This is a genomic window from Nonomuraea sp. NPDC049028 (assembly GCF_043197735.1).
Taxonomy (GTDB): Bacteria; Actinomycetota; Actinomycetes; order Streptosporangiales; family Streptosporangiaceae; genus Nonomuraea.
This window is the reverse complement of the sequence record NZ_JBICTR010000008.1, coordinates 315,527-335,175: the sequence shown is the minus strand read 5'-3', so window position 1 is coordinate 335,175 and position 19,649 is coordinate 315,527. Positions and strand designations below refer to the sequence as shown.

The 19,649-nt window shown below is 66.3% G+C and carries 19 protein-coding genes and 1 tRNA gene; 10 read left to right on the top strand and 10 right to left on the bottom strand.

Features of this window, described 5'->3' with window-relative positions; all coding sequences use genetic code 11:
- Window positions 1-133: 133 nt before the first annotated feature.
- The 3 genes from ACGFJ2_RS31995 to ACGFJ2_RS31985 form a co-directional block, all read right to left on the bottom strand.
- Window positions 134-994 carry an NBR1-Ig-like domain-containing protein gene (locus ACGFJ2_RS31995; RefSeq protein WP_393474591.1) on the bottom strand — a complete coding sequence of 287 codons (861 nt, stop codon included), beginning with the start codon at window positions 992-994 and terminating at the stop codon, window positions 134-136.
- A 199-nt stretch (window positions 995-1,193) separates the two neighbouring features.
- Window positions 1,194-1,712: a hypothetical protein gene (locus tag ACGFJ2_RS31990; protein ID WP_393474588.1), complete on the bottom strand. Its 519-nt coding sequence runs from the start codon at window positions 1,710-1,712 to the stop codon at window positions 1,194-1,196.
- A gap of 96 nt (window positions 1,713-1,808) precedes the next feature.
- On the bottom strand, window positions 1,809-2,333 hold the full coding sequence (locus ACGFJ2_RS31985; RefSeq protein ID WP_393474585.1) for a hypothetical protein: 525 nt from the start codon (window positions 2,331-2,333) through the stop codon (window positions 1,809-1,811).
- A 382-nt stretch (window positions 2,334-2,715) separates the two neighbouring features.
- On the opposite strand from ACGFJ2_RS31985, the gene ACGFJ2_RS31980 reads away from it, so the two are divergent.
- The 5 genes from ACGFJ2_RS31980 to ACGFJ2_RS31960 all read left to right on the top strand — a co-directional run bounded on the left by ACGFJ2_RS31980 (window position 2,716) and on the right by ACGFJ2_RS31960 (window position 4,724).
- On the top strand, window positions 2,716-2,931 hold the full coding sequence (locus ACGFJ2_RS31980) for an FAD-dependent monooxygenase (RefSeq protein ID WP_393474582.1): 216 nt from the start codon (window positions 2,716-2,718) through the stop codon (window positions 2,929-2,931).
- Entirely contained in the window at window positions 2,928-3,188 is a 261-nt protein-coding gene (locus ACGFJ2_RS31975) for a hypothetical protein (protein WP_393474579.1), read from the top strand. The genes ACGFJ2_RS31980 and ACGFJ2_RS31975 overlap by 4 nt, the downstream gene beginning before the upstream one ends.
- A 16-nt stretch (window positions 3,189-3,204) precedes the next feature.
- A complete protein-coding gene (locus tag ACGFJ2_RS31970) occupies window positions 3,205-3,600 on the top strand; it encodes a VOC family protein (RefSeq protein WP_393474577.1) in 396 nt (131 codons plus the stop codon).
- Window positions 3,601-3,865: 265 nt separating this feature from the next.
- Entirely contained in the window at window positions 3,866-3,997 is a 132-nt protein-coding gene (locus tag ACGFJ2_RS31965; RefSeq protein ID WP_393474574.1) for a hypothetical protein, read from the top strand.
- Window positions 3,998-4,037: 40 nt separating this feature from the next.
- Window positions 4,038-4,724: a winged helix-turn-helix transcriptional regulator gene (locus tag ACGFJ2_RS31960; protein WP_393474571.1), complete on the top strand. Its 687-nt coding sequence runs from the start codon at window positions 4,038-4,040 to the stop codon at window positions 4,722-4,724.
- 12 nt (window positions 4,725-4,736) lie between these two features.
- Here the strand turns inward: ACGFJ2_RS31960 and ACGFJ2_RS31955 are convergent, their stop codons facing one another.
- On the bottom strand, window positions 4,737-5,735 hold the full coding sequence (locus ACGFJ2_RS31955) for an alpha/beta fold hydrolase (RefSeq protein WP_393474568.1): 999 nt from the start codon (window positions 5,733-5,735) through the stop codon (window positions 4,737-4,739).
- 205 nt (window positions 5,736-5,940) lie between these two features.
- Here ACGFJ2_RS31955 and rlmB point away from each other — a divergent pair, with 205 nt between their 5' ends.
- Window positions 5,941-6,903 carry a 23S rRNA (guanosine(2251)-2'-O)-methyltransferase RlmB gene (gene rlmB / locus ACGFJ2_RS31950; protein ID WP_357958024.1) on the top strand — a complete coding sequence of 321 codons (963 nt, stop codon included), beginning with the start codon at window positions 5,941-5,943 and terminating at the stop codon, window positions 6,901-6,903.
- A 21-nt stretch (window positions 6,904-6,924) separates the two neighbouring features.
- A tRNA-Thr gene (locus tag ACGFJ2_RS31945) sits at window positions 6,925-6,997 on the top strand.
- 680 nt (window positions 6,998-7,677) lie between these two features.
- On the opposite strand, the gene proS is transcribed toward ACGFJ2_RS31945, so the two are convergent.
- The gene (gene proS / locus ACGFJ2_RS31940; protein ID WP_393474565.1) at window positions 7,678-9,120 is read right to left on the bottom strand and encodes a proline--tRNA ligase; all 1,443 of its coding nucleotides are present in this window, start codon (window positions 9,118-9,120) and stop codon (window positions 7,678-7,680) included.
- Window positions 9,121-9,581: 461 nt separating this feature from the next.
- On the opposite strand from proS, the gene ACGFJ2_RS31935 reads away from it, so the two are divergent.
- On the top strand, window positions 9,582-9,878 hold the full coding sequence (locus ACGFJ2_RS31935; RefSeq protein ID WP_358202440.1) for a hypothetical protein: 297 nt from the start codon (window positions 9,582-9,584) through the stop codon (window positions 9,876-9,878).
- Between the two features lie 238 nt (window positions 9,879-10,116).
- Here the strand turns inward: ACGFJ2_RS31935 and ACGFJ2_RS31930 are convergent, their stop codons facing one another.
- On the bottom strand, window positions 10,117-12,096 hold the full coding sequence (locus ACGFJ2_RS31930; protein WP_393474562.1) for a sugar transferase: 1,980 nt from the start codon (window positions 12,094-12,096) through the stop codon (window positions 10,117-10,119).
- A gap of 475 nt (window positions 12,097-12,571) precedes the next feature.
- Between ACGFJ2_RS31930 and ACGFJ2_RS31925 the strand changes: the two genes are divergently transcribed.
- Window positions 12,572-12,712, top strand: a complete 141-nt coding sequence (locus ACGFJ2_RS31925; RefSeq protein ID WP_357959611.1) for a hypothetical protein — start codon at window positions 12,572-12,574, stop codon at window positions 12,710-12,712.
- A 577-nt stretch (window positions 12,713-13,289) separates the two neighbouring features.
- Here ACGFJ2_RS31925 and ACGFJ2_RS31920 read toward each other — a convergent pair.
- The 3 genes from ACGFJ2_RS31920 to ACGFJ2_RS31910 all read right to left on the bottom strand — a co-directional run bounded on the left by ACGFJ2_RS31920 (window position 13,290) and on the right by ACGFJ2_RS31910 (window position 15,880).
- The gene (locus ACGFJ2_RS31920; RefSeq protein ID WP_357959614.1) at window positions 13,290-13,727 is read right to left on the bottom strand and encodes a hypothetical protein; all 438 of its coding nucleotides are present in this window, start codon (window positions 13,725-13,727) and stop codon (window positions 13,290-13,292) included.
- A gap of 1,398 nt (window positions 13,728-15,125) precedes the next feature.
- Window positions 15,126-15,443, bottom strand: a complete 318-nt coding sequence (locus ACGFJ2_RS31915; protein ID WP_393475112.1) for a hypothetical protein — start codon at window positions 15,441-15,443, stop codon at window positions 15,126-15,128.
- Window positions 15,395-15,880, bottom strand: a complete 486-nt coding sequence (locus tag ACGFJ2_RS31910) for an Rrf2 family transcriptional regulator (protein ID WP_393474558.1) — start codon at window positions 15,878-15,880, stop codon at window positions 15,395-15,397. The genes ACGFJ2_RS31915 and ACGFJ2_RS31910 overlap by 49 nt, the downstream gene beginning before the upstream one ends.
- Window positions 15,881-16,022: 142 nt before the next feature.
- Between ACGFJ2_RS31910 and ACGFJ2_RS31905 the strand changes: the two genes are divergently transcribed.
- A complete protein-coding gene (locus ACGFJ2_RS31905; RefSeq protein WP_393474555.1) occupies window positions 16,023-16,784 on the top strand; it encodes a hypothetical protein in 762 nt (253 codons plus the stop codon).
- Between the two features lie 93 nt (window positions 16,785-16,877).
- Here ACGFJ2_RS31905 and ACGFJ2_RS31900 read toward each other — a convergent pair whose 3' ends face one another.
- The gene (locus ACGFJ2_RS31900; protein WP_393474552.1) at window positions 16,878-19,637 is read right to left on the bottom strand and encodes a CARDB domain-containing protein; all 2,760 of its coding nucleotides are present in this window, start codon (window positions 19,635-19,637) and stop codon (window positions 16,878-16,880) included.
- Window positions 19,638-19,649 lie beyond the last annotated feature (12 nt).

Sequence of the window (19,649 nt, the reverse complement as noted above, 5' to 3'; positions counted from 1 at the left end):
GCACCGTCATCACCTGGAGTTACCGGGCAAAGCCGCGGGCGTTCGAGCCACCCCCAACCCGCGCGGTGGGTGTGCCGAGGTGGATGTGACAGGCCGGTCCCTCGACCCGGCCAAGACCTGCTTCGAGAGGGGATCAGCCGACGACCACGTCCAGGAAGATCGGCTTCTTGGCGGACAGCAGCTGAGTCCCGGTCTCGTCGGTCATCTTCCAGTAGATCTTGCATCTGCCGGGGGAGTCCGATGCGCGGACGCGTACCGCGATGTCGACGGGCTCGCCCGGCTGGACCACGCGGATCTCGACCCGTTTGGGGGCGCGGCACGGGGTGTCATTCAGCCGGGTGAGAAAGCGTCCCCGCCATGGGATGGTGCCGGTGTTCCTGATCCGCCAGATCTTCGTGAACTCCGTCCCCGTCTTCACCACCGTGCCGTCCGGATGGGTGACGTCCTGCTCGAAGGCGGAATCGTCGTAGGAGGAGGCAGCCTGAGTGGGGATGGCCGACGTGGTGGGCTTGTTCTTTCCGGAGAGTGGGGCGAGCCAGATGAAGAGGGCGGCACCGGCGGTCGCGACCGCCGCGATCATGGCCAGCCTTCTGGCAAGGAGAGGCCGGGCTCGGCGTTCGAGGTGCTCCGCCTGCCCAGCGTAGGTCTGGTCATGACCCGTACGGTCCTCGATGGTCTCGCTACGTGCGGCGCTCGCGGCCTGCTCCCAGTGGGATCGCCACTCGCGCCTGGCCTCCGCGGCGTCCTGCTTCAGCCGGTCGACGGCGAGGACCCGGACGAACTCCCACGTCGTCTCCCAGGTCGGGAGTACCTGCCCCCGGGCGGCGGCGGCCAGCGAGGACTTCGAGGCCGCCGCGCCCATGCGGGTCGACATCTCCGCGTAGGACGGGTCGCCCGCCTCCGCCTTGAGCTCCGACAGTCGATACGCGAGGGCCGCCACCGGGCTCGCGGCCGGGTCCAGCCGGACCGGCTTTCGCCCAGGCCGCGATCCCATGCCCGTCCGCAGCGGGCCAGGCTCGTCCCCCTGCGAGCCTGATGTCCCTGGTAATTCCGGCATCTTCACCTGCCCTGTCCGGCGCCGTCATCCGGCCGTGCCGACGACTCCGGCATGGCCTGTGACACCTGAGAGCAAATGAGATTACCTGAATTGTCCAAATAAGTCCGGAATTCTGCGGTCTACGCGGGGGCCGTGGTCATTCGCCCGCGCACGCCCGGAAGCCGTACTCCGCCGCGAAGGATCGCAGCGCCTTCTCGTTCTCGTCCGGTTCCAAGGACTGTTCCACTGCCTTCTTCGCCTCGCCCTCCCTGCCCGTGCGCATCGCCGTCTCCGCGCTTCCGCTGAGTTCGCGCAGGCTCGCGACCAGCGCCCTGGCGGGCACGTAAAACCTCTCCCGCACCCGCGGGACGTCACCACCGGGCGGCGCGATCGCTTCTATCGCGGCGATGGTGCTGGTCATCGACTCCGACGCGCGGCGCAGTTCGTCCACCTCCTCGCGCAGGTTCGCGGGTGGCTCCTCGCGGAGATCCGACTGTCGGGACGCTGCCTCACACACCGCGTCTACGGCGGCGATGTACTGCCTTTTGACGTCCTTGTACGGTTTCTCCTCCGCCACCGAGACCGTCGCCCACAGCACGAAAGCCACGGCGGTCGGCACGATCCCGCCGACGATCACACGCCACGCCGGGACATGCCTTCTCTCAGGCGATCCCATCCGCCGCTCACTCCTTCGGAAGAAGACGCCCTTGGCGCTCTCGCGAGCGCCAAGGGCCGAAGTCCGGCCGAGCCACGTCCCCGTCCCAGCCCGGGATCAACACCGGATCCGACGCTCCTGCGACCGCTTGTACAGGGTGGCCACTTCGCTGCCACGCAGGAGGGAGTAGAGATGCACCTTGGTCTGGTTCCGGTAGAGCTGGCTACCGCCGGAGCACTTCCACGAAGGTGTCGTCGTCACGGTGAAGGCATCCCTTCCCTTCTTCACCTCCGAGGTGGCCTTTGTCCGCCAGAAACCGAGGCCGCGATACTGCTGGAGGCTCGTCTTGACCACGGCCCTGCGGCCCCACTCGCCCTTCTCACAGTGGACCTGCCTGCTGGTCGTGATGTAAGCGCCGCTCCTGTACGGGGTCTTTATCCGTTGCCAGCCCTTGCAACGGTCGTGGTAGCTGATCCCCAGGTACGACTTGGCCGACCAGCCCGGTGCTGCCAGGACCGCCGAGCTGTCCGAGACGGCGGTGACGCCCTGCCCCGTCTGCGCCGACGCTGACGACCCCGCCATAAGCCCGGCCGTCAGCCCGACGACGAGAGCCGCTCCTGTAATCCCTTTTCGTCCGATCATCGGATCTCCTTTCAAAGAAATCCTCTGCACTTTCCGACTCGGGAGTCACCGATCAACCGCGCACAGCGATTCAGCGGAATATCCGCACGCCTGTCAATGGCGCCGATAACGAATCCCGGAACTGGGAACGGCGCCACTCTGGCCGCCACTGCCCGGCTCCGGCAAGCGATCTGCCCTGTAAAGTCATCCGAACATTGTCCAGAGCTATTAGGACAATCAAATTCGCAGGTCAGGGGCCTATGTCAGGGATTCAACGCAGCAGTGTAATCCTTCCCGGATTTACACGATAGGCGCTCACGCCGAGCCCACTTTGAGCCTCGCAGCAATTGCGGCATTCGGCAATTCAGGGTCGACGTAGTGCTCGGGAAGGAATCGGGCGGATATGGCCATCGCCGAACGCTACCGCCACGGGCGGATCCTGCTGGCCGGTGACGCGGCGCACCTGTTCCCGGCCACCGGGGTGGCACTCAACGCCGACATGCTCGACGCGGTCAACGTGGCCTGGAAGCTGGCCGCTACCCGATGCCCGGTACGAGCCCTCACCCGCTGGCCGGCACCTTCGTCCCCGACCTCACCCTGCACACCGACCAGGGCATGACCAACGTCGCCGACCTCCTGCACCCCGCCCGGCCCGCCCTGCTCGACCTCGCCGACCGCCCAGAACTCCGTGAAACCGCCCAGGACTGGCGGCAACGCGTCGACATCCACACCGCCAAGACCGACGATCGACCGGCCGACGCGCTGCTGATCAGGCCGGACGCCCACATCGCCTGGGCCGCTACCCTCGACGAACCCGCCGACAGCGCCACGCCCCCGCTGCGTGAGGCACTTTCCGCATGGTTCGGAACGCCGTGAAACATCTGGGAGAGACATGACAAGTAGATTCACCGAGTTGGCTGTGGACTGCCACGATGCGGAGAGACTCGCGGCCTTCTGGTGCGAGGTCCTGGACTTCAAAGTGATCGACCGGAACGAGGGCAAGGTCGAGATCGGCTCCTGGGAGCCGACCGTCGAGGAGGTCCGGGCCCGCCAGATGTCGCCCACCCTGGTGTTCATCCAGGTGCCCGAGGGCAAGACCGTGAAGAACCGGCTTCACCTCGACGTGAGCCCGATCGACTGCAGCACCGACGACGAGGTGACCAGGCTGCTCGGCCTCGGCGCCATCAAGAGGGATGTGGGCCAAGGCCCGGACCGAAGCTGGGTGGTCATGGCCGACCCCGAGGGCAACGAGTTCTGCGTCCTGCGCACCCTGGCACCGCCCAACTAGATGACCGATCCCAAGGGTTGGTGGTCGTAGGCGGTCAGTGAGCGCAGAACGGGCTGTCCGGTCTGGTCGTTGTGCCAGATGGCGGTGGTCAGCGTGCGGATGCGCTGCATAACTCAGGCGACGACGCAGGCGGGAACCGGTGCATCCTGTCTGCCGCCGCGCGGCCGCGGCGATCCTCTGCCATAGCTCCGCGTTCAGCCGTCCCCGGGTCTTGACGGGCCCGGCCGGTCAGATCGCGGTTGAGCGTCGGGAGGCAGGTGCGGTCGTGGGCGAACTGCTGACGGGCCTTGGGCAGGGCCAGCGCGCGCGGGTCGTCGCGGCTCGACTGTCCCTTTCTCCCGTACTTGGTCTGCCCTCCGAGATGACCGGCGACCTGGCCGAGACCGCCTCTGACTAGGAAGTTCAGAATCAGGAAGCCCGAAGCTTAGAATGTTGAAGTGGATCAGCGATCGTACAACCAGTTCTGTGCCACTGCCCGGACCTTGGACATCGTGGGCGAGCGGTGGACGCTGCTACTCGTGCGCGAGTTGCTGACCGGGCCGAAGCGGTTCGGAGATCTGCAGCACAGCCTTCGCGGGCTGGGCACCGGGCTGCTGGCGGCTCGGATGAAGCATCTCGAGCGTGAGGGGCTGGTACGCAAGATCGTGCTGCCTGCGCCGGCGCGTACCCCTGCTTATGCCCTGACCGAAGCCGGCGAGGAGCTGGGGCCTGCGGTGCTGGCTCTGGCGCGGTGGGGCATGAAGTGGGCGATGGGGGAGCGCAAGGAAGGGGAGGCGTTCCAGGCCGGGTGGGCGGTGCTGGCGTTGCGGGTCGGCTTCGAGCCGGAGGCGGCGGTGGGGTTGCGGGCGGTGTACGAGTTCCGGGTTTCCGATGAGGTCTTTCACGCTCGGGTCGACGACGGGACGGTCGAAACGGTGCATGGGCCCGCTCAGCGGCCGGATGTCGTTATTGAGATGAATGACGATGTTCTGGTGGACATGGGGGCGGGGCAGGGGACGCTTGGCGATGCGATCAAGAGCGGAGCTGCGAGGGCTTTTGGGGACCTTGAGGCTTTGGGGAGGTTGCACGGGTTGTTCCGATTCCCTCAGCCGGAGGCTCGGATGGGTGGGCAGGGGGCGTCGTAGCTCGTATCAGATTCAGAGCCTGTCCACTTCGACGACGGCTTCGGCGAACGGCTGCGGAGCCTCCTGCGGCACGTTGTGGCCGATTCCCCGCAGGGTCCGGTGCACGTACTTGCCGGTGAAGTGCTTGCGGTAGGCGGAGCCGCCGCCTGCCGGGGTGAAGGGGTCGTGTTCGCCGTCGAGGGTAATCGTGGGCAGGGAGATGGCGGGAGCCGCGGCCAGTCGCTTCTCGATGCCGTCGTACCTCGGGTCGCCCGCGGCCAGGCTCAGCCGCCAGCGGTAGTTGTGGATCACGATGGGCACCCAGTCCGGGTTCGTGAAGGACGCCGCCGTGCGCTCGAACGTGGCATCGTCGAACTTCCAGGTCGGGGAGGCGTTCTCCCAGATGAGCCTGGCGAAATCGTGCCGGTACCGTTCGAGGCCGAGTCGGCCCCTCTCGGTGGCGAAGTAGTACTGGTACCACCAGGCCAGCTCGGCTCGCGGCGGCAGGGGCTCCTTTTGCGCCTCGCGGTTGGTGATCAGGTAGCCGCTCACGGAGACCAGGGCCTTGCAGCGCTCGGGCCAGAGGGCGGCGATGATGTCGGCCGTACGCGATCCCCAGTCGAACCCGGCCAGGATCGCCTTCTCCATCTTGAGGGCGTCCATCAGGGCGATGATGTCGAGGGCGATCACCGACTGCTGGGCGTTCCGGAATGTCCGGTCTGAGAGGAAGCGGGTCGTGCCGTGGCCCCGGAGGTAAGGGACGATCACTCGATAGCCCTTCTTTGCCAGTAGGGGTGTCACCTCGACAAAGCTCTGGATGTCGTACGGGAATCCGTGCAGCAGGATGACCGCGGGACCGGCGGCGGGACCGGCCTCCGCGTACCCGATGTTCAGGACACCGGCCTTGATCTGTTTCACCGGCGTCTTCCGGTTGTCGGGTACGACCGCCGAGGCCGAGGCGGCCGGGAGGTTGGGCAGTGAAGCCGCGGCCGTTCCCGCGAGGAGCAGCTTGGAGAACGTTCGCCTATCCATATATTTCACCTTCCGGGAAACAATATGAACATGTGTATGTACATAGAGTAACCGGAGCGGGTGGGAGGGAGTGCGCCGGGATTGCCGCCCCCTATCGGCCTCGCAAGTGAACCGACTGCGCCTATCGACCTGAGGGCCTGCTCGTAGCAGAGTGTGATCTTGAGTGAGGCGTGAGATGGGTGGTGGCCCGAGTACGCTTAATGCCATGGCAGCTGGCGGTAGGGCATCGGGCAGGCCCGCGAAGAAGAAGGGCCCGTCCAAGGGCACCGGTGGGCAGGGACGCCGCGGGCTCGAGGGCAGGGGCTCCACCCCGCCTGCCGAGATGCGTCACTGGTACAAGGACAAGGCCCGTTCCGAGCGGATCGCCCGCGAAGAGCAAGGCGGCGGACGGCGGCCCGCTCCGGCCCGGCAGCGGCGTTCCGAGGACGCGCCCGAATACATCGGCGGCCGAAACCCGGTGCTCGAGGCCCTGGTCGCCGGAGTGCCGGCCACCGCGCTATATGTCGCGCAGCGCATCGAGAGCGACGACCGCGTACGCGACTCGATCAAGGTCGCGACGGAGCGGGGCATCGCGCTGCTCGAATCGACCCGCGAGAAGCTTGACCGGCTCACCGAAGGAGCCGTTCACCAGGGGATCGTGCTGCAGATCCCGGCCTATGACTATGCGCACCCTTCTGAGCTGGTCGAATTGGCGCAGGACGCGGCAGAAGTTCCCTTGGTCGTGGCCCTCGACGGCGTCACCGACCCGCGTAACCTGGGCGCCATCGCGCGTTCGGCGACCGCTTTCGGAGCGCACGGGCTGCTGATCCCGTCGCGGCGTTCGGCCGGAGTGACGGGCGGGGCCTGGAAAACCTCCGCGGGCACGCTGGCCAACCTCCGCGTGGCACGGGCGTCCAACCTCACGGCGGCGCTGCGGGAGTACCGAGACGCCGGCCTGTTCGTGATCGGACTCGATGGCGAGGGCAGCGCGGACATCGGCGACGTCGACCTGCTGAACGAGCCGCTGGTGGTCGTGGTGGGCTCCGAGGGCAAGGGGCTGTCGCGGCTGGTGCGGGAGCAGTGCGATGTTGTGGCACGGATTCCCATGCGGGCGGCGGCGGAGTCGTTGAACGCTGGGGTGGCGGCTGGGGTGGCGTTGTACGAGGTGGCTCGTCATCGGGGTCGCTGACCGTCTACACTGATAGGCCGCGCCGACGTAGCTCAATCGGCAGAGCATCTGTCTTGTAAACAGAAGGTCAGGGGTTCGATTCCCCTCGTCGGCTCTCCATCAGATGGCCTCTGAACAGGGATTTCTTGTTCAGAGGCCTTCTGTTTGTCAGGACAAAGTCGAGATCTTGCTAACACCCTTGCTAACAGAGAGCCCGGCAGGCAACGGCAGCGCTTCGTCTCAGGCATCGCCGACACCTACGCGCTCGGCCTGCTCTCCGAGGCCCCTGGACTCGGCATTCCAGTAGTCATCCTGCCGTTCGTCAACACCGCCCTAGCCTCACGAGCCCCCTTCCAACGCAGTGTTGACCAGCTCAGGTCTGAAGGAGTCCGAGTCCTACTCGGCCCAGCTCAGTTCGAGCCACACCCGCCCAGTTCCGGCGGGGAACGCATCGACAGCTACCCCTGGGCTTTGGCGCTGGAAAACTTGCCGAATTGATCTCATAGGTATCAAGCGGCGGCGCGGCGCGCCGCCGTACCACCGGCCCTCCGCCCGCTTGCCGTCCGGGCGTGCGGCCTGGGGGCCGGTCCCGGACAGCGGCGGGACACCGGGCCGGGCACCGCACGCCGGCCCCGCCGGACCAACCGAACGCACCGACCGGGGTTGCCGCGCCGCCGCACAGATGCAGCCCTACGATCGCCACTGCATGGCTGGACGCCGTACGTGCTTGGGGCGATCGACGAGCCGGGACTTCCTTCCTCAGCCCCGGCTCACGGAGCATCGTGGTAACCGTGATCAGTAAGCCCGCCCAAAAATGACACGCTTGCCATATGCCGATGCTTCACCGCAATGCACGCACCATCCGGTCTCCGGAGTACCGTCGAGCGGAATGCAGCGTGGAGTTGCTGCGACCTTGGCCTTGATGTCGTCCTCACAGGCGGGTCTGCCGCAGTGCAAGACCAACGCCCATCCCGATGCCACCGCCTTCGTGAAGGCGTCCCAGGTGTCCACTCTCATGGTGTGACTGTCGCGGTATTCGGTAGCCCGCTGAAGAAGGAAGGCTTGGAACTCCTCCAGTACGCCAGGAATGAGCTCCGGTGCGGAAGCCAGCGAGATGCTTTGTTTGCCTTCGTCGCCCAGCCTCTTGGCCATCACTACAGTGCCAGCCTCAAGATCACGCGGACCGAGTTCCAGCCGGATAGGGGCGCCGCGCAGCTCCCATTCATTGAACCGGAAGCCAGGTGAAAGCTGTGCGCGATCATCGACATGGGTACGTATACCGGCCGCCTTAAGTCGCCCTGCAAGCTCCAGTGCCGCGGCTGAGGTCTGCGCGCCCTGATCGCCACGTCCAATCGGCACGATTACAACTTGATAGGGGGCGAGTCTGGGTGGGAGGACCAGGCCCTTGTCGTCGCCGTGGGTCATGATGACGCCGCCGATCATTCTCGTCGACATGCCCCATGAGGTGGTGTGACACAGTTCGAGACGACCGGCTTCGGAGGTGTACTGGATGTCGAAGGCTTTTGCGAAATTCGTGCCCATGTAGTGGGAGGTTCCAGCTTGGAGCGCCTTGCCGTCCCTCATCATGCCCTCGATGGTGAAGGTACGGACTGCGCCGGCGAACCGCTCCCCAGGTGTCTTCTCGCCAGGTACTACTGGGATCGCCGCGATGTCCCGCGCAACCTCCGTGTAGAGATCCAGTGCCAGCATCGTCTCGCGCATGGCGTCCGCCTCGTCGGCGTGTGCTGTGTGACCCTCTTGCCAGAGGAATTCCGTCGTCCGCAGGAACATGCGGGGCCGCAATTCCCAGCGCACGACGTTGGCCCACTGATTCAGCAGGAGCGGAAGGTCTCGATGGGATGAGACCCACTTGGCCATCATCTCGCCGATGATCGTCTCTGAGGTCGGCCGAACGACCAGCGGCTCTTCGAGCTCCTTACCGCCAGCGTGAGTGACAACGGCGAGCTCAGGCGAGAATCCCTCGACGTGATCGGCCTCTCGCCGAAGGTAGCTCTCTGGGATCAGTAGAGGGAAGTAAGCATTCTCATGACCGGTGTCCTTGATCCGGCGATCAAGTTCCTCTTGGATGAGCTCCCACAGGCGGTAGCCGTATGGTCGGATGACCATGGTGCCCTTGGCGGGTCCCCTGTCAACGAGCTGCGCCTTGGCAACCAGCTCGTTGTACCAGGCCGAGAAGTCCTCATTCTGAGGAGTCACACCACGTTCATCACGTCCCATGCACGGAGAATATCGCTCATGGCATGTCCTCGTGGTCCGTGGAGGACGGCCTTGCGACAGTGACCCACGGGGAAGAGAGCGGATGGAAGTCATAAGGTCTGTGACGCCTAATACATCAACCTGGCCTCATGCTTGCTCATGAGTGCACACGGGTGATCTCGGCCAGGACGGCGGCCCCGGTTTGGGAGCCACGTGGGGAGCCACCCGAACGGACGATCATGAACTGAGCCGTACGAGCCTGAACGGCAAGGCGACCTCCTACTGGCGCAGCGAACGGACCTGAATGGTCCTGAAGATCGTTTGGGGACCTTGTAAACAGAAGGTCAGGGGTTCGATTCCCCTCGTCGGCTCACAGGCGGGAGGCCCTCGCGATCTTCGCGAGGGCCTCTTGATTTCCCTATGGCGAGCTTCACCTGGTCTCCTCCCAGTGCGCTGTCGCGTCTGGCGGCTATCCTCACGGTATGAGCGCTCAGCCTGTCCATCCACAAGTTCCTCGGGAGCCGCGGGTGCCGCGTACCGTCGACGGGATCGCCGACGCGCTTCAAGGTGGCCGGCGGATGGAGTTCTACCGCGAGCTCGGTACGGCGCCGCTGGATCAGGCTGAGGCGATCCTGCGCCGGTGGTGGTGTGAGGCGATGCTGGATACCGACCCCGAGGCCGAGCAGATTCGCCGGGCCGCAATGGACGGCACCTTGCCGGTCGTCACGATGGAGGACATCCTCGCTCGCCGTGAGCGGCAGGGCCTGCCGCTTGAGTGAGCATGAAGCGGAGGGGTGGCCCTGTTACTTCTCCGAGGGTGTTGCGGAGCTGTTGGCGGATCCCCAGATCAGCCCGGCGTTGTTCTCGGCGATCGCCGCGCTGTCCGTTGAGATCAATGAGACGAGGGGCGGGGTCCCTGGGCACACTGCTTCGCCCCAGTGGCCACAGCAGCGGAGGGTTCCACTCGGCAAGGATGGGATCCTGGGTGTCGCGGAGTACGCGCACGGAAGATCGAGCCTAGAGAATGCGCTTCCAGTAAGTGGAGAGGAATTTCCGGGCGATCTCCCGATCCAATTTCAGGCTCGCGTGCTGGTCATGCCAGAGGCCCGTGAAGCCTCGTTGAAGGTCGTACGCGAATGTCCCCTGCTTGAGATTGAGCTCGACGGTCTTGTTGGGGAATGGGCCGAGCCACCCAGGCTTTCCGGCCAGATCCGCTTCGTTCCAGCGTGGCCCCAGGATGGGCCCGAGTGCCGCTACTGTTCTCTGTCTGTCGGGGGTCAATAGCGGTCGGTCGTTTACGACCGACATGTTTCCCTTGATGATGACGTTGTAGAGCATTTGGACGGTCTCGTCGAGGGTGGTTCGCGACCAGCCATTACCGACGCTCGTACGTTCGCCGCTGCCGCCTTTCATGCCGTCGGTTATCTTCATCGTACGGCCCTTGGCCATGTCGAACTCGCGGCCGAACTGGCCAACCCGTTTCTGGAAGAAGAAGGGATTTCTTCCGTCCTCGGCGAACTTTGCGAGTGCGAAGATGGCGTTCGCAGGAGTGGTGATCATGACAATCCCGGTGGCCCATTTGACGTCATGCCACCGCTTGGCCGGGCTCTGCTTCCATTCTCTGCCCCTCAGGCTCGCATAGGGTGGGGCAGGCCAGGACCGAGCGGCGATACCCGCGCCGGTGCTGAGTGCGGCCATGCCGAAGCCCATCTCAGCGGCGTGCTTCCAATCCCAGCCGGCGCCGCTCGCCCATCCCGTGGTTGCCAGCACTGTTGAGCTCACCGCACCGCCGACCATGATCCGGGAGAATGCCCGCTCCCATGTGGCCGACTCCATGGCCTCGGCCAGGCCCGTGAGCGCGGGTCCGCCTCGGCGTAGCAATGCGGGCAGCGCGCCGTGCGCACCGGCCATCAACCCGCCGGCGAGCACTCCGTGCAACATATCCCGAACCAGCTTCCCGACATTGATGGTGCCGGTGGCGAACAGCTGGTCGATCGCGCTCAGTCCGCCGGAGTACATCGCGCCCAACGCTGCCTGACGGATGATCAGCAAAGTGATCCGCAGTACCTGGCCCTCGGTTCGGAGCAGCTTTTTCACCACGGCGTCGAGGAGGGGGCCGAGCCGGGGGGCCAGTAGCTTTGCAATGAGCATCAGTGCCACCACGAACGCCGCGGATGCCAGGAATCGCCGTCTGGCCTCCACGATCGCGTCGTAGCCGATCTGGCCGCTGTCGGCGAGATGCGCGCAGCGCCGATGCAGGTCGGCCAGCTGCCCATTCTCGCCGTGCACCACCCGTGCGGTACGTCCGAACACAGCCGTGGCCAGCCCGGACCCGGCCCCGGTCACCCGCCCGGCCTGCCCGGCGACCTGCTCCTGGACGTCAGCGACCACGCGTCCCATCGTCGTCGCGGCATCCCGCAGCCGCGCCACACCGTCGAGATCACCATCCGGCCACGCGGACCCGACTCCTACAGATTCGAGGAACCAGATCGCCTGGCTCACGAAGTCAGGCGCTGGTGTGGTCGTCGGCAGACCGCTCAGGCTCAGCCGGGGCTTGTACACATCCGGATCCGTCAGCCATCCCGGGTACCCCTGCGCGTACGGGATCTCGGTGGTCGCCTCCTCGGCCTCGGCGTACCTGCTCCCGGCAATCATCCTGGCGTTCAAGTCCTCGGTTGCGGCATACCTGCACCCGGCGACGACCATCCCGGCCGCCATCGCGCGTAGCAGGTTCACCGCTCCGACCAGGTCTTTCAGCAGGTCGTCACGTAGTCGGGCGAACCCCGGCATGCCCGCCTCGGGATCGCCCTCGAACAGCGCCCGGCCTAGATCGTCCTGACCGAAGGGGCGCTCATCCACCGCCCGGCAGAACTCGTCCACGCCCTCGGCCAGATCATCAGCGGCCTTCCGGACGCCTTTCCCCGCGCTGATCCAGCTCTCCGGGTCGAATATCAGTATCCGCGCATGGGCCACATCGTCGGCGGCGATGTTCCTCATCTCCATGATCTACAGCAACCGCTCGCAATCACTAACGGAGCATCTACGCCGACGGATGGCGGGGCCGCCTTCACTGTCGGCCGGCAAGGCTCGATGCAGTGGTGGTTGATGCGCCTGGTCGCCTGGGTGGGGCTGGCGCGTGGGCCGGAGCCCCAACTCCCGTGACCGCGGCTACGGAGAATCCTGTACCCACAAAAACTGTGCGGAGGCGCATGTTCAGCATCCTCCTTTCAATAAGGCAGAAATGCGAGGCAAGCGATTCCCATATCGGATGTCGATGGTGCCGCCCAGGACGAATGCCACATAAATACACCATTTATACAGCCAGCAAGATCACGAGTCAATGCCCACTTGGTCCGGTCGCTACTTGGCCGTAGTCCTCACCCATATGACCGCCCCGACTGCCGGAATTGCGGCTACACCGCCGACCTCGCGAGGCGAGGAGGCCGCATGCGCTGGTTGCCGGCGTGGCGGTGTGGAGACGGTTCCCCAGCCTGCCCGCGTTCTTGCCAGGCTGCTGCTGCGTCTGGGCATCGCCGAGCGATGCGCGCTGGGCAAGTGGCCCTGCGGGTCCAGCGCGGACGTCACCCGCCGGGTGGCGGCGGGGGCGTACTAAATCCCATCCGCCACATGCGCGCCACAACAGAAGCAGCTCGTCCACGAGCACAGCGTCCGTGAGGGCCTTACGGAGCACCGTGTGGACGTGCTTTACGGTGTTCGCCGCCAGCGGGCCGCCCTAGGACCCCGCTGGACCTCGAAGCAAGAAGAACAGAGCCTCCGGCGGAAGCGCTCCGGCACCGAGGTGATCGCCACACGGCCTTGAACGTCGATGGGTGGCTTGGGGCTGATCACCTCGCACACCATCGACTCAGGCAAGCCCAGCAGACCGACTCTTCCGTATCAAGCCCGGCTCTGACCGCAGGACAACGCATGATCGAGGAACGGCGACCGGCAAACGTACACGCCAAGCTGAGCTTGACACTCCGTCCCCTGCCCGTTGCCGCTACGCGGTGAGTCGACGGCATATGAAGCGGGAGCGATGAGCAGATCGAGGAGTGGACGGAGATCGCCTTCGACCTGGCTCCCGAGATCGCCGCCGCGTACGGCGTCAGCTGTACACCCTGACGCGCGAGACGAGGGCACGGGGAAACCGGAGTGCTCGCGCTAACACCGGACACGACCGACCATAGGAGTTAAGGGGCAGAGAGGGCTCCAACCGCCGCCAGCAACTCGATGGGGAACTCCCGATCGGCTTGGCCGATGGCGAGCGCGACCCATCGGCCCGCTTCCGGTCGCCGCCAGACGAGCATCTGCCCGCTGAGCTGACACAGTTCGTCGATCGGTTCCGGGGCTGGGTCCTCGGCCCACAGGTACGGTTCCAGATCGACCGTCTCGGGGCTGCCCCAGCGTGCCGTCAGAGTGGTCTCCAGCTCCCTGTAAGCGGTGTCGATCACCTCCTCAGCGGCTTCGACGGTCTCTTCACTGCGATCGTCCCAGAAATCCTGGCTGGCCTGGAGAACACGCATGTGGTAGCCCGGACCGCTGGATCGGTTTCCCACCCGTGCTCGCTCCTGCGGGAAGGGGAGGGAGAGCAGGTCCTTTATGATGGCGCATTGATCTTCGGTGGTCATGCCGTGAGAATAGTGAGACGGCCTGCGCAGGTGAGCCCTGCGCCGGGCGTCTCCGGCTGGGTGACCAGCTGGGTGACGACGGCCACAGACGGGGCCGGACGGTCACGGACGACGAGGCGCGCTCGCCTGCGCCGAGGCCGCGGAAGCCGACGCTGTCGTCGTCGGCTCGCACACCGCCGCCCGCCAGCTCCTCGAGTGGCCATGGCGCCCGCTGGCCGGGCTGTCCCTTCCCATGATCATTTGGACGGTACGGCCGGCGCACACGCGGACGGTCGTCGAGTAGGTCGCGGCCGTCATCGCCGCGCAGGCGGCCGGCGTGTCCGGTGCGGACCAAGCCGGAGATCGCGACTGTTGAGACCGGGGAACCGGGCAGGTCGTCGAGCGCACGACTGGCCCCAGGCTCAGCGCCACTGAAGCTGCCACGTGATGTCGATCTCCGCGGTGTCGAGACCAAAGGCAAGCCGATTTCGGGGAGGCCCCGTGAGCCTCCCGTACGTGCTCGGGGGCGCGTTTGGTGTGGAATTGACGGCCCTTGAAAGTACGCCGGGCCAGCGACTACGGTCTGCGGATGATCGCTTTGCAGGACATCCTTGCCGATGCGGCTAGCGGACATATGCCCCAGCCTGGGGCTGGCCCCACGATCGTCCCGCAGCCGTCCCCGCGTGACGCGGGAGTGATCGCCTTCACCGCCCACAATGTGATCTACGCCGACCTCGATGAGGACTGGATCAGATCTCGGCTTCCCGACGGAGACCTATCGGCGCCACTGAACCCGCCCTTCCTCATGGAGTTAGAGGCAGCTATGGGGCGCAGAGTCAACAACATCGACATGCTCGCTGTGGCTGTCCCCTGCGTTGGTCCTCCGCCGATCGAACTGGTCGAGGTCACGGATGCGGCCCATCCTCGTGTCCGGCGCGCTCACCGCTATCGTGACGATGTACGCGTCTGGACCTGTCCAGGAGGTTTGCTGGTCATCGGACGAGGCGTCGCCGCTCGATGGGAGGTTGCGATCGAGGTCGACCCTTCCAGCCGAGGAGGCGGTTTGGGCCGAACCCTCGCCCGCGCCGCCAGGCATCTCATCACGCACCCTCTCTGGGCTCAGATCGCCCCAGGCAATGCGGCGAGCGTCCGAACATTCCTCGCCGCCGGCTACGTTCCGATCGGCGCGGAAGCGCTTCTCGTCCCACCCTCCTCATTCGGGCGGCACACTCCATGATCCGGAAATATCCGGAACGATCGGTGGCGTGCGTTCCGGCTGAGCAGATACTGCACCGTCGAGAATCAGCACACTGGTGGATTCGATCACGGTTCGGTGGGACGGCGGGCAGCGCCGGTCGTCCCGCGGATGATGAGTTGGTTGATGGCGCTCTCAGGGACCTCAGGCACGGGCTGGTACGGTCAGGCCGGCGTCGGTACGGGGGCCGGGCGCCACTGTTCGGAGCCGAAGACCTCGTAGCGGATCCGCTCGTCCGGTACGCCGCGGCGGTGCAGGCCGGCCCGGACCATCTGCATGAACGGGACTGGACCGCACAGGTAGACATCCGCCTCGGGGTGCAGGGGGATCGCGTCGGTGTCGATGAAACCGGTGAAGGCATCCGGCGCGTCCGGGACCGTCTGCTCGTACCAGACGAGGTTGCGGAAGGACAGCAGCCGGGAGCCGTTGGCGATCATGTCGGCTCGTAGCGGGTGGCGTTCCATACTGCGGTCGGCGTGCACGGCCGTGACGTCGCGGGTGGGCTGGGTGCGCCGTCGGCCGGCGTGAGGATGAACGACGCTGTGTCGTGCGCCTCGGTGCGCCGACCACCGTGTACTGCTCCGGGCGGATGCCCAGGGCGCAGTGTCGCTGTGCGATGCGCTCCACGATGTGGTCGAAGACCGGGGCGTCCGGGCCGGCGCCGACCAGGTGCCCGGCGAACGCGGCGACCGCACCGGCCAGCGCGTGCTTCTGCTCGCCGGTCGCCTGCGCGCTGCGGCTGTATCGGGTCGCCGTCGCAGTCGACGACCTCGGTCCCGCCCTCCAGTTCGCGTACGAGGCCGCCGATCGAGGCAGTGCGGGCCGTGGCGGCGAGGCGTACCCCGCCACTGCGACCACGGACGGTCTCCAGCAGGCCCAGGTGCTGCAGCCGCGCCGCGCCCTGGCCCAATCCCGGCATTGCGCTGGTGCGTAAATTGCGCGTGCATCGGACGGCAAGCGGCCCACCTGACGCTGTACGCCATGGAAGCCAACACAGCGACATGCAAGATGTGCAGCCGAAGAGGTGCGACGGTTGTCCTGAGCGCACGACGCTGCTCACCGTGGGCAAGGAAGAGTACGTCGAGATCATCAGATTCACCGTGAAGCCCACGACGATGACCTCCGTCTGGGGTCCGTGGACGTTCTCCGAACTCTCCTTCTGCAAGCCCTGCTCCGTCGCGCAGACGTGCCGGGCCTGCTGCACTCCCGCCTACCTGGCGGAGTCCAAGACCCCCTTGCGGGGGGCCAAGCTGCTGGCCGAGAACGACGCCCGGTGCGCGTTCTGCGCTTCCGGCCCGGCCTTCGACGTCGAAGCCTGCGTCAAGGACGGGCTGTTCTGGATCCGTTCGTGGTTCGAGAGCAAGAAGGAGACCTTCCCCAAGGAGATCCCGAACTTCAGCGTCAAGGTGGTGCCCGCGAACGTCATCCTGGCCGAGGGTCACGGGCTGGGTGAGAAGGGCACCCTGCTGGGCCTGTGCAAGGCTCAGGGTGTGGACAACAAGATCACCAGCTACACGATCTTTGTTCTCAACGGGATGCGCAAAGCGGCCTTCATGGAGACCCTGGTCCACGAACTCACCCACATCTGGCTCTACGAGAACAAGCTTTCTAAAAAGCCCTACGTGGAGGGCTTCTGCAACTTCGTCTCCATCAACTACCTGCTGTCGCTCGGCAACGACGAGGACGCCGGGCGCCGCAAGAACTTCATGATGGCCAACCCGAACGCCTTCTACGGGGGCGACATGAAGGCCTACCTGCTGCAGGCGAAAGCACCGGCATTCAACCCGTTCACGAACCTGCGGAGCGCCCAGGACATCAAGTGACCGCTCCGGCGAGGGCCTGGGTCGCACTACCCGGCCCTCGCCTGACTCGCAAGGTGAGTGCCCTAGCTGGCGCGGGGAGGCCGGCTAGGCGTACTAAACCGCCAGACCTGAGTTGATCTCGGCGAGCAGTTGGGTGGCTTTCGTGTAGCGGATGAGGTTGTCCAGCGTGGGTGGCTGGGTGAGGGTGGCCTGGGCGTGGCGGACGGCGTCACCCACCGTCGTCAACCCCAGGGCGCGCGCGGTGAGAGTGTCGACAGCGGTGTCGGCGTTGATCCGGCGGGTGGCCAGGTTGAGCTGGGTGGCCAGGAGTTCGGCCAGCAGCGTGCGCGGCTGCGTCACCGGCAGCGTGAGGACCGCGGAGGACTCCGGCCGGGAGAGCATGCCGTCGGCGGCCGAGCCGTCGGTGCCGTCGAAGCGGCTGTCGGTGGCCTGGACGCGGGCGAGTGTCTCGGCGGTGCGCAGGTCGGGCCGCAGTGCCCAGAACGTGACCAGCCTGGGGTCGTGGCTCGGGGAGACGGTCGTGATCCGGGTTTCCGCCGTAGCGGTGACAGGGCTGATCGGGCACGGGCCCGAGCCGGCGACGCTCAGCGAGACCGGTACGGTGACCTTCGCCCCGTTCAGGAGCAGCAGGCTCGGTCGCGCGGTGAACGCGATCGTGCCGGTTCCGGTGCGGGCGGGCAGCGTGCCGGTGTTCCAGCGCAGCGTGGTGGTGCCGTCGGCGTTCCTGGTCACGGAGCCGGGACGGGGTCCGGCGCCCTGGTCGAGCGCGGTGCTGTAGTAGACGCCGGCGGGCAGCGTCGCGGTGAGCGTGGCAGCGGGCGCGGGGGCGCCACCGGTGTTGCGGTAGGTCAGGGTATAGGCGGCGGCCTCGCCGGCGTTGACGGTGGCGGGCGCGGTGGCGTCCACGCCGATCAGCGGCTTTCGTACGGTGGTGGACGCGTCGGCGGTGTTGTCGGAGAGGGTGCCGGTTTCGGCGTATCCGCGCTCGTTGGTGCCGGACACGGTCGCCTTGTTGGTCAGGACGGTTCCGTCCGCAGTCGTACAGGGGATTTCGTAGGTGAATGTCTCCCGTGCGGAGTCCCCCGTCTTGATGTCGGACGTCGTACGGCGGACGACGGTGCCGTCAGGCATCGTGTCGTCGATCTTCACTGCCGTGGCGGTGGCGGGTCCCTTGTTGCCCACGCTCACGGTGTAGGTGAGCGTGTCGCCCGGAGAGGCGTCCTGCCTGTCCACGGTCTTGGTGGCGGTGAGGTCGATCGGTGGGTTGAGACTCGCCGCGGCCTCGGCGGTGATCTCGGTGTCGCCCAGGCCGAGTACGCCCTTGTGCGCGCCGTCCTCGAACCACAGGCTCTCGCGGAAGTTGAGGTTCAGGTGCTCCCAGTCGTTCCATGAGATCAGGGTCTGGCCCAGTGAGACGGGACAGGATTTGGTGTCGGGGCCCAGGATGATGTGGTTGACGTCCCCGGACTGGCCCGTCGCTTTGATGCCGTCGCCGTTCCAGTCGACCGGTTTGTTGGCCGGCGTGGTATTCCAGACGCCTCCCAGCCCGTACACGACGGTCCGCCCGCCGGCCCCTGGCACGGCGTCGCCCACCTCGTCGAGCCCGTTGTTCTCGGCCATGGGGGCGCGCTCTTGGGGCTGGTAGTCCAGGGGGCGGGTCGCGGTGGATGCCGTGGGGAACTGGTAGGAGTAGTTCATGACGCTCAGGTAGTTCGGCTTGCAGTTGATGCTGTCTATGCCACCGTGCTGGAGCCCGAGCGTATGGCCGAGCTCGTGCAGGAACGTGCCCGCCTCTGCCGCCACCTGGCCGCCGTTGTCGGTTATCCGCTTGTTGTCCCAAACGCCGAGCGTGATGACGAAGTCGTTGCCGCCAGGCAGGGCGATGCGGCCGAGGCGGGAGGCGTCGACGGTGAACTGGGAGTCGTCTCCGGCCTCGGCCTGCCCCGACGTGGTGCCGAGCCCGGTCAGCCCGTGCGCCGACAGGGCATAGCGGAACACCAGCCGCTTGGCGCCCAGGATGTTCTCGCAGTTGCGTGAGAGCCGGTCGAGCACGTCGCCGAAGTTCCCGTCGCAGGGCAGATCGGGGTCGCCGAACTTGAGGTCGGCGAAGTCGTTCAACGCGCCCGGGCTGTCGGTGTCGAAGGAGATCCGCTCCACCTCGGCGGCCCGCTCGCCGGTACGTACGTGCAGGGTGATGCCGTGCGCCGCGAAGGCGGCCACCACCTGGCCGATTGCGGTCGGGTCGAGCTCCCTGGAGCGCGGGCAGTACGACGCCACGCAGAACATCGCGTCCAGCTCGACGAAGATGTCCTTCCGGTTCGGGTCGGCGTTGTACGGGGGCTGGTTCAGCGCGAGGTCGACCGTGCCGTCCTGGTCGTAGTCGATGCCGTTGGTCTCCCAGTCGTCCAGCAGCCCGTCCTGGTCGGAGTCACGGCCCGTGTGCACCTTCAGCTGGGTGGCGCACGTGCCGATGGTGGTGTCGCCCGACAGCGTCGAGGTGATCTTTATCCGTACGCCGCTCGCCTCGCCGAGGCCTTCGCCGTACGCCGGCGGCAGGTCGAACTCACCCTGCACCAGCCCTGTCTCGGCGGATAACAGCTGCCGGTAGAACGACGTGGTGTGCCAGTAGTGGAACCCGGCCTCAACCGTGGCGGTGAACCACCCGCTCTCCTGGCTGTCGTTGACAAAGGTGATCCTGGCCCGAGGCCGCCCGCCTTCCGCGACCGAGAGGGGCGAGCTCCCGAGGAACTCACAGTCACCACGGACCGACCCTGCGGCGTGCCCTGGTGGGGCACCGAGCATGACGGCGACGACGGTCAGTACGAGCGGCATGATCACCCGGCGGATACGCATGGACCGAGTGTC

Bases quoted from the DNA above. Each gene is read 5' to 3' on its own strand.
- ACGFJ2_RS31995 (WP_393474591.1), bottom strand. From the start codon at position 994: ATGGGATCGCGGCCTGGGCGAAAGCCGGTCCGGCTGGACCCGGCCGCG.
- ACGFJ2_RS31990 (WP_393474588.1), bottom strand. From the start codon at position 1,712: ATGGGATCGCCTGAGAGAAGGCATGTCCCGGCGTGGCGTGTGATCGTC.
- ACGFJ2_RS31985 (WP_393474585.1), bottom strand. From the start codon at position 2,333: ATGATCGGACGAAAAGGGATTACAGGAGCGGCTCTCGTCGTCGGGCTG.
- ACGFJ2_RS31980 (WP_393474582.1), top strand. From the start codon at position 2,716: ATGGCCATCGCCGAACGCTACCGCCACGGGCGGATCCTGCTGGCCGGT.
- ACGFJ2_RS31975 (WP_393474579.1), top strand. From the start codon at position 2,928: ATGACCAACGTCGCCGACCTCCTGCACCCCGCCCGGCCCGCCCTGCTC.
- ACGFJ2_RS31970 (WP_393474577.1), top strand. From the start codon at position 3,205: ATGACAAGTAGATTCACCGAGTTGGCTGTGGACTGCCACGATGCGGAG.
- ACGFJ2_RS31955 (WP_393474568.1), bottom strand. From the start codon at position 5,735: ATGGATAGGCGAACGTTCTCCAAGCTGCTCCTCGCGGGAACGGCCGCG.
- rlmB (WP_357958024.1), top strand. From the start codon at position 5,941: ATGGCAGCTGGCGGTAGGGCATCGGGCAGGCCCGCGAAGAAGAAGGGC.
- proS (WP_393474565.1), bottom strand. From the start codon at position 9,120: ATGGGACGTGATGAACGTGGTGTGACTCCTCAGAATGAGGACTTCTCG.
- ACGFJ2_RS31935 (WP_358202440.1), top strand. From the start codon at position 9,582: ATGAGCGCTCAGCCTGTCCATCCACAAGTTCCTCGGGAGCCGCGGGTG.
- ACGFJ2_RS31930 (WP_393474562.1), bottom strand. From the start codon at position 12,096: ATGAGGAACATCGCCGCCGACGATGTGGCCCATGCGCGGATACTGATA.
- ACGFJ2_RS31920 (WP_357959614.1), bottom strand. From the start codon at position 13,727: ATGACCACCGAAGATCAATGCGCCATCATAAAGGACCTGCTCTCCCTC.
- ACGFJ2_RS31910 (WP_393474558.1), bottom strand. From the start codon at position 15,880: ATGCCGGGATTGGGCCAGGGCGCGGCGCGGCTGCAGCACCTGGGCCTG.
- ACGFJ2_RS31900 (WP_393474552.1), bottom strand. From the start codon at position 19,637: ATGCGTATCCGCCGGGTGATCATGCCGCTCGTACTGACCGTCGTCGCC.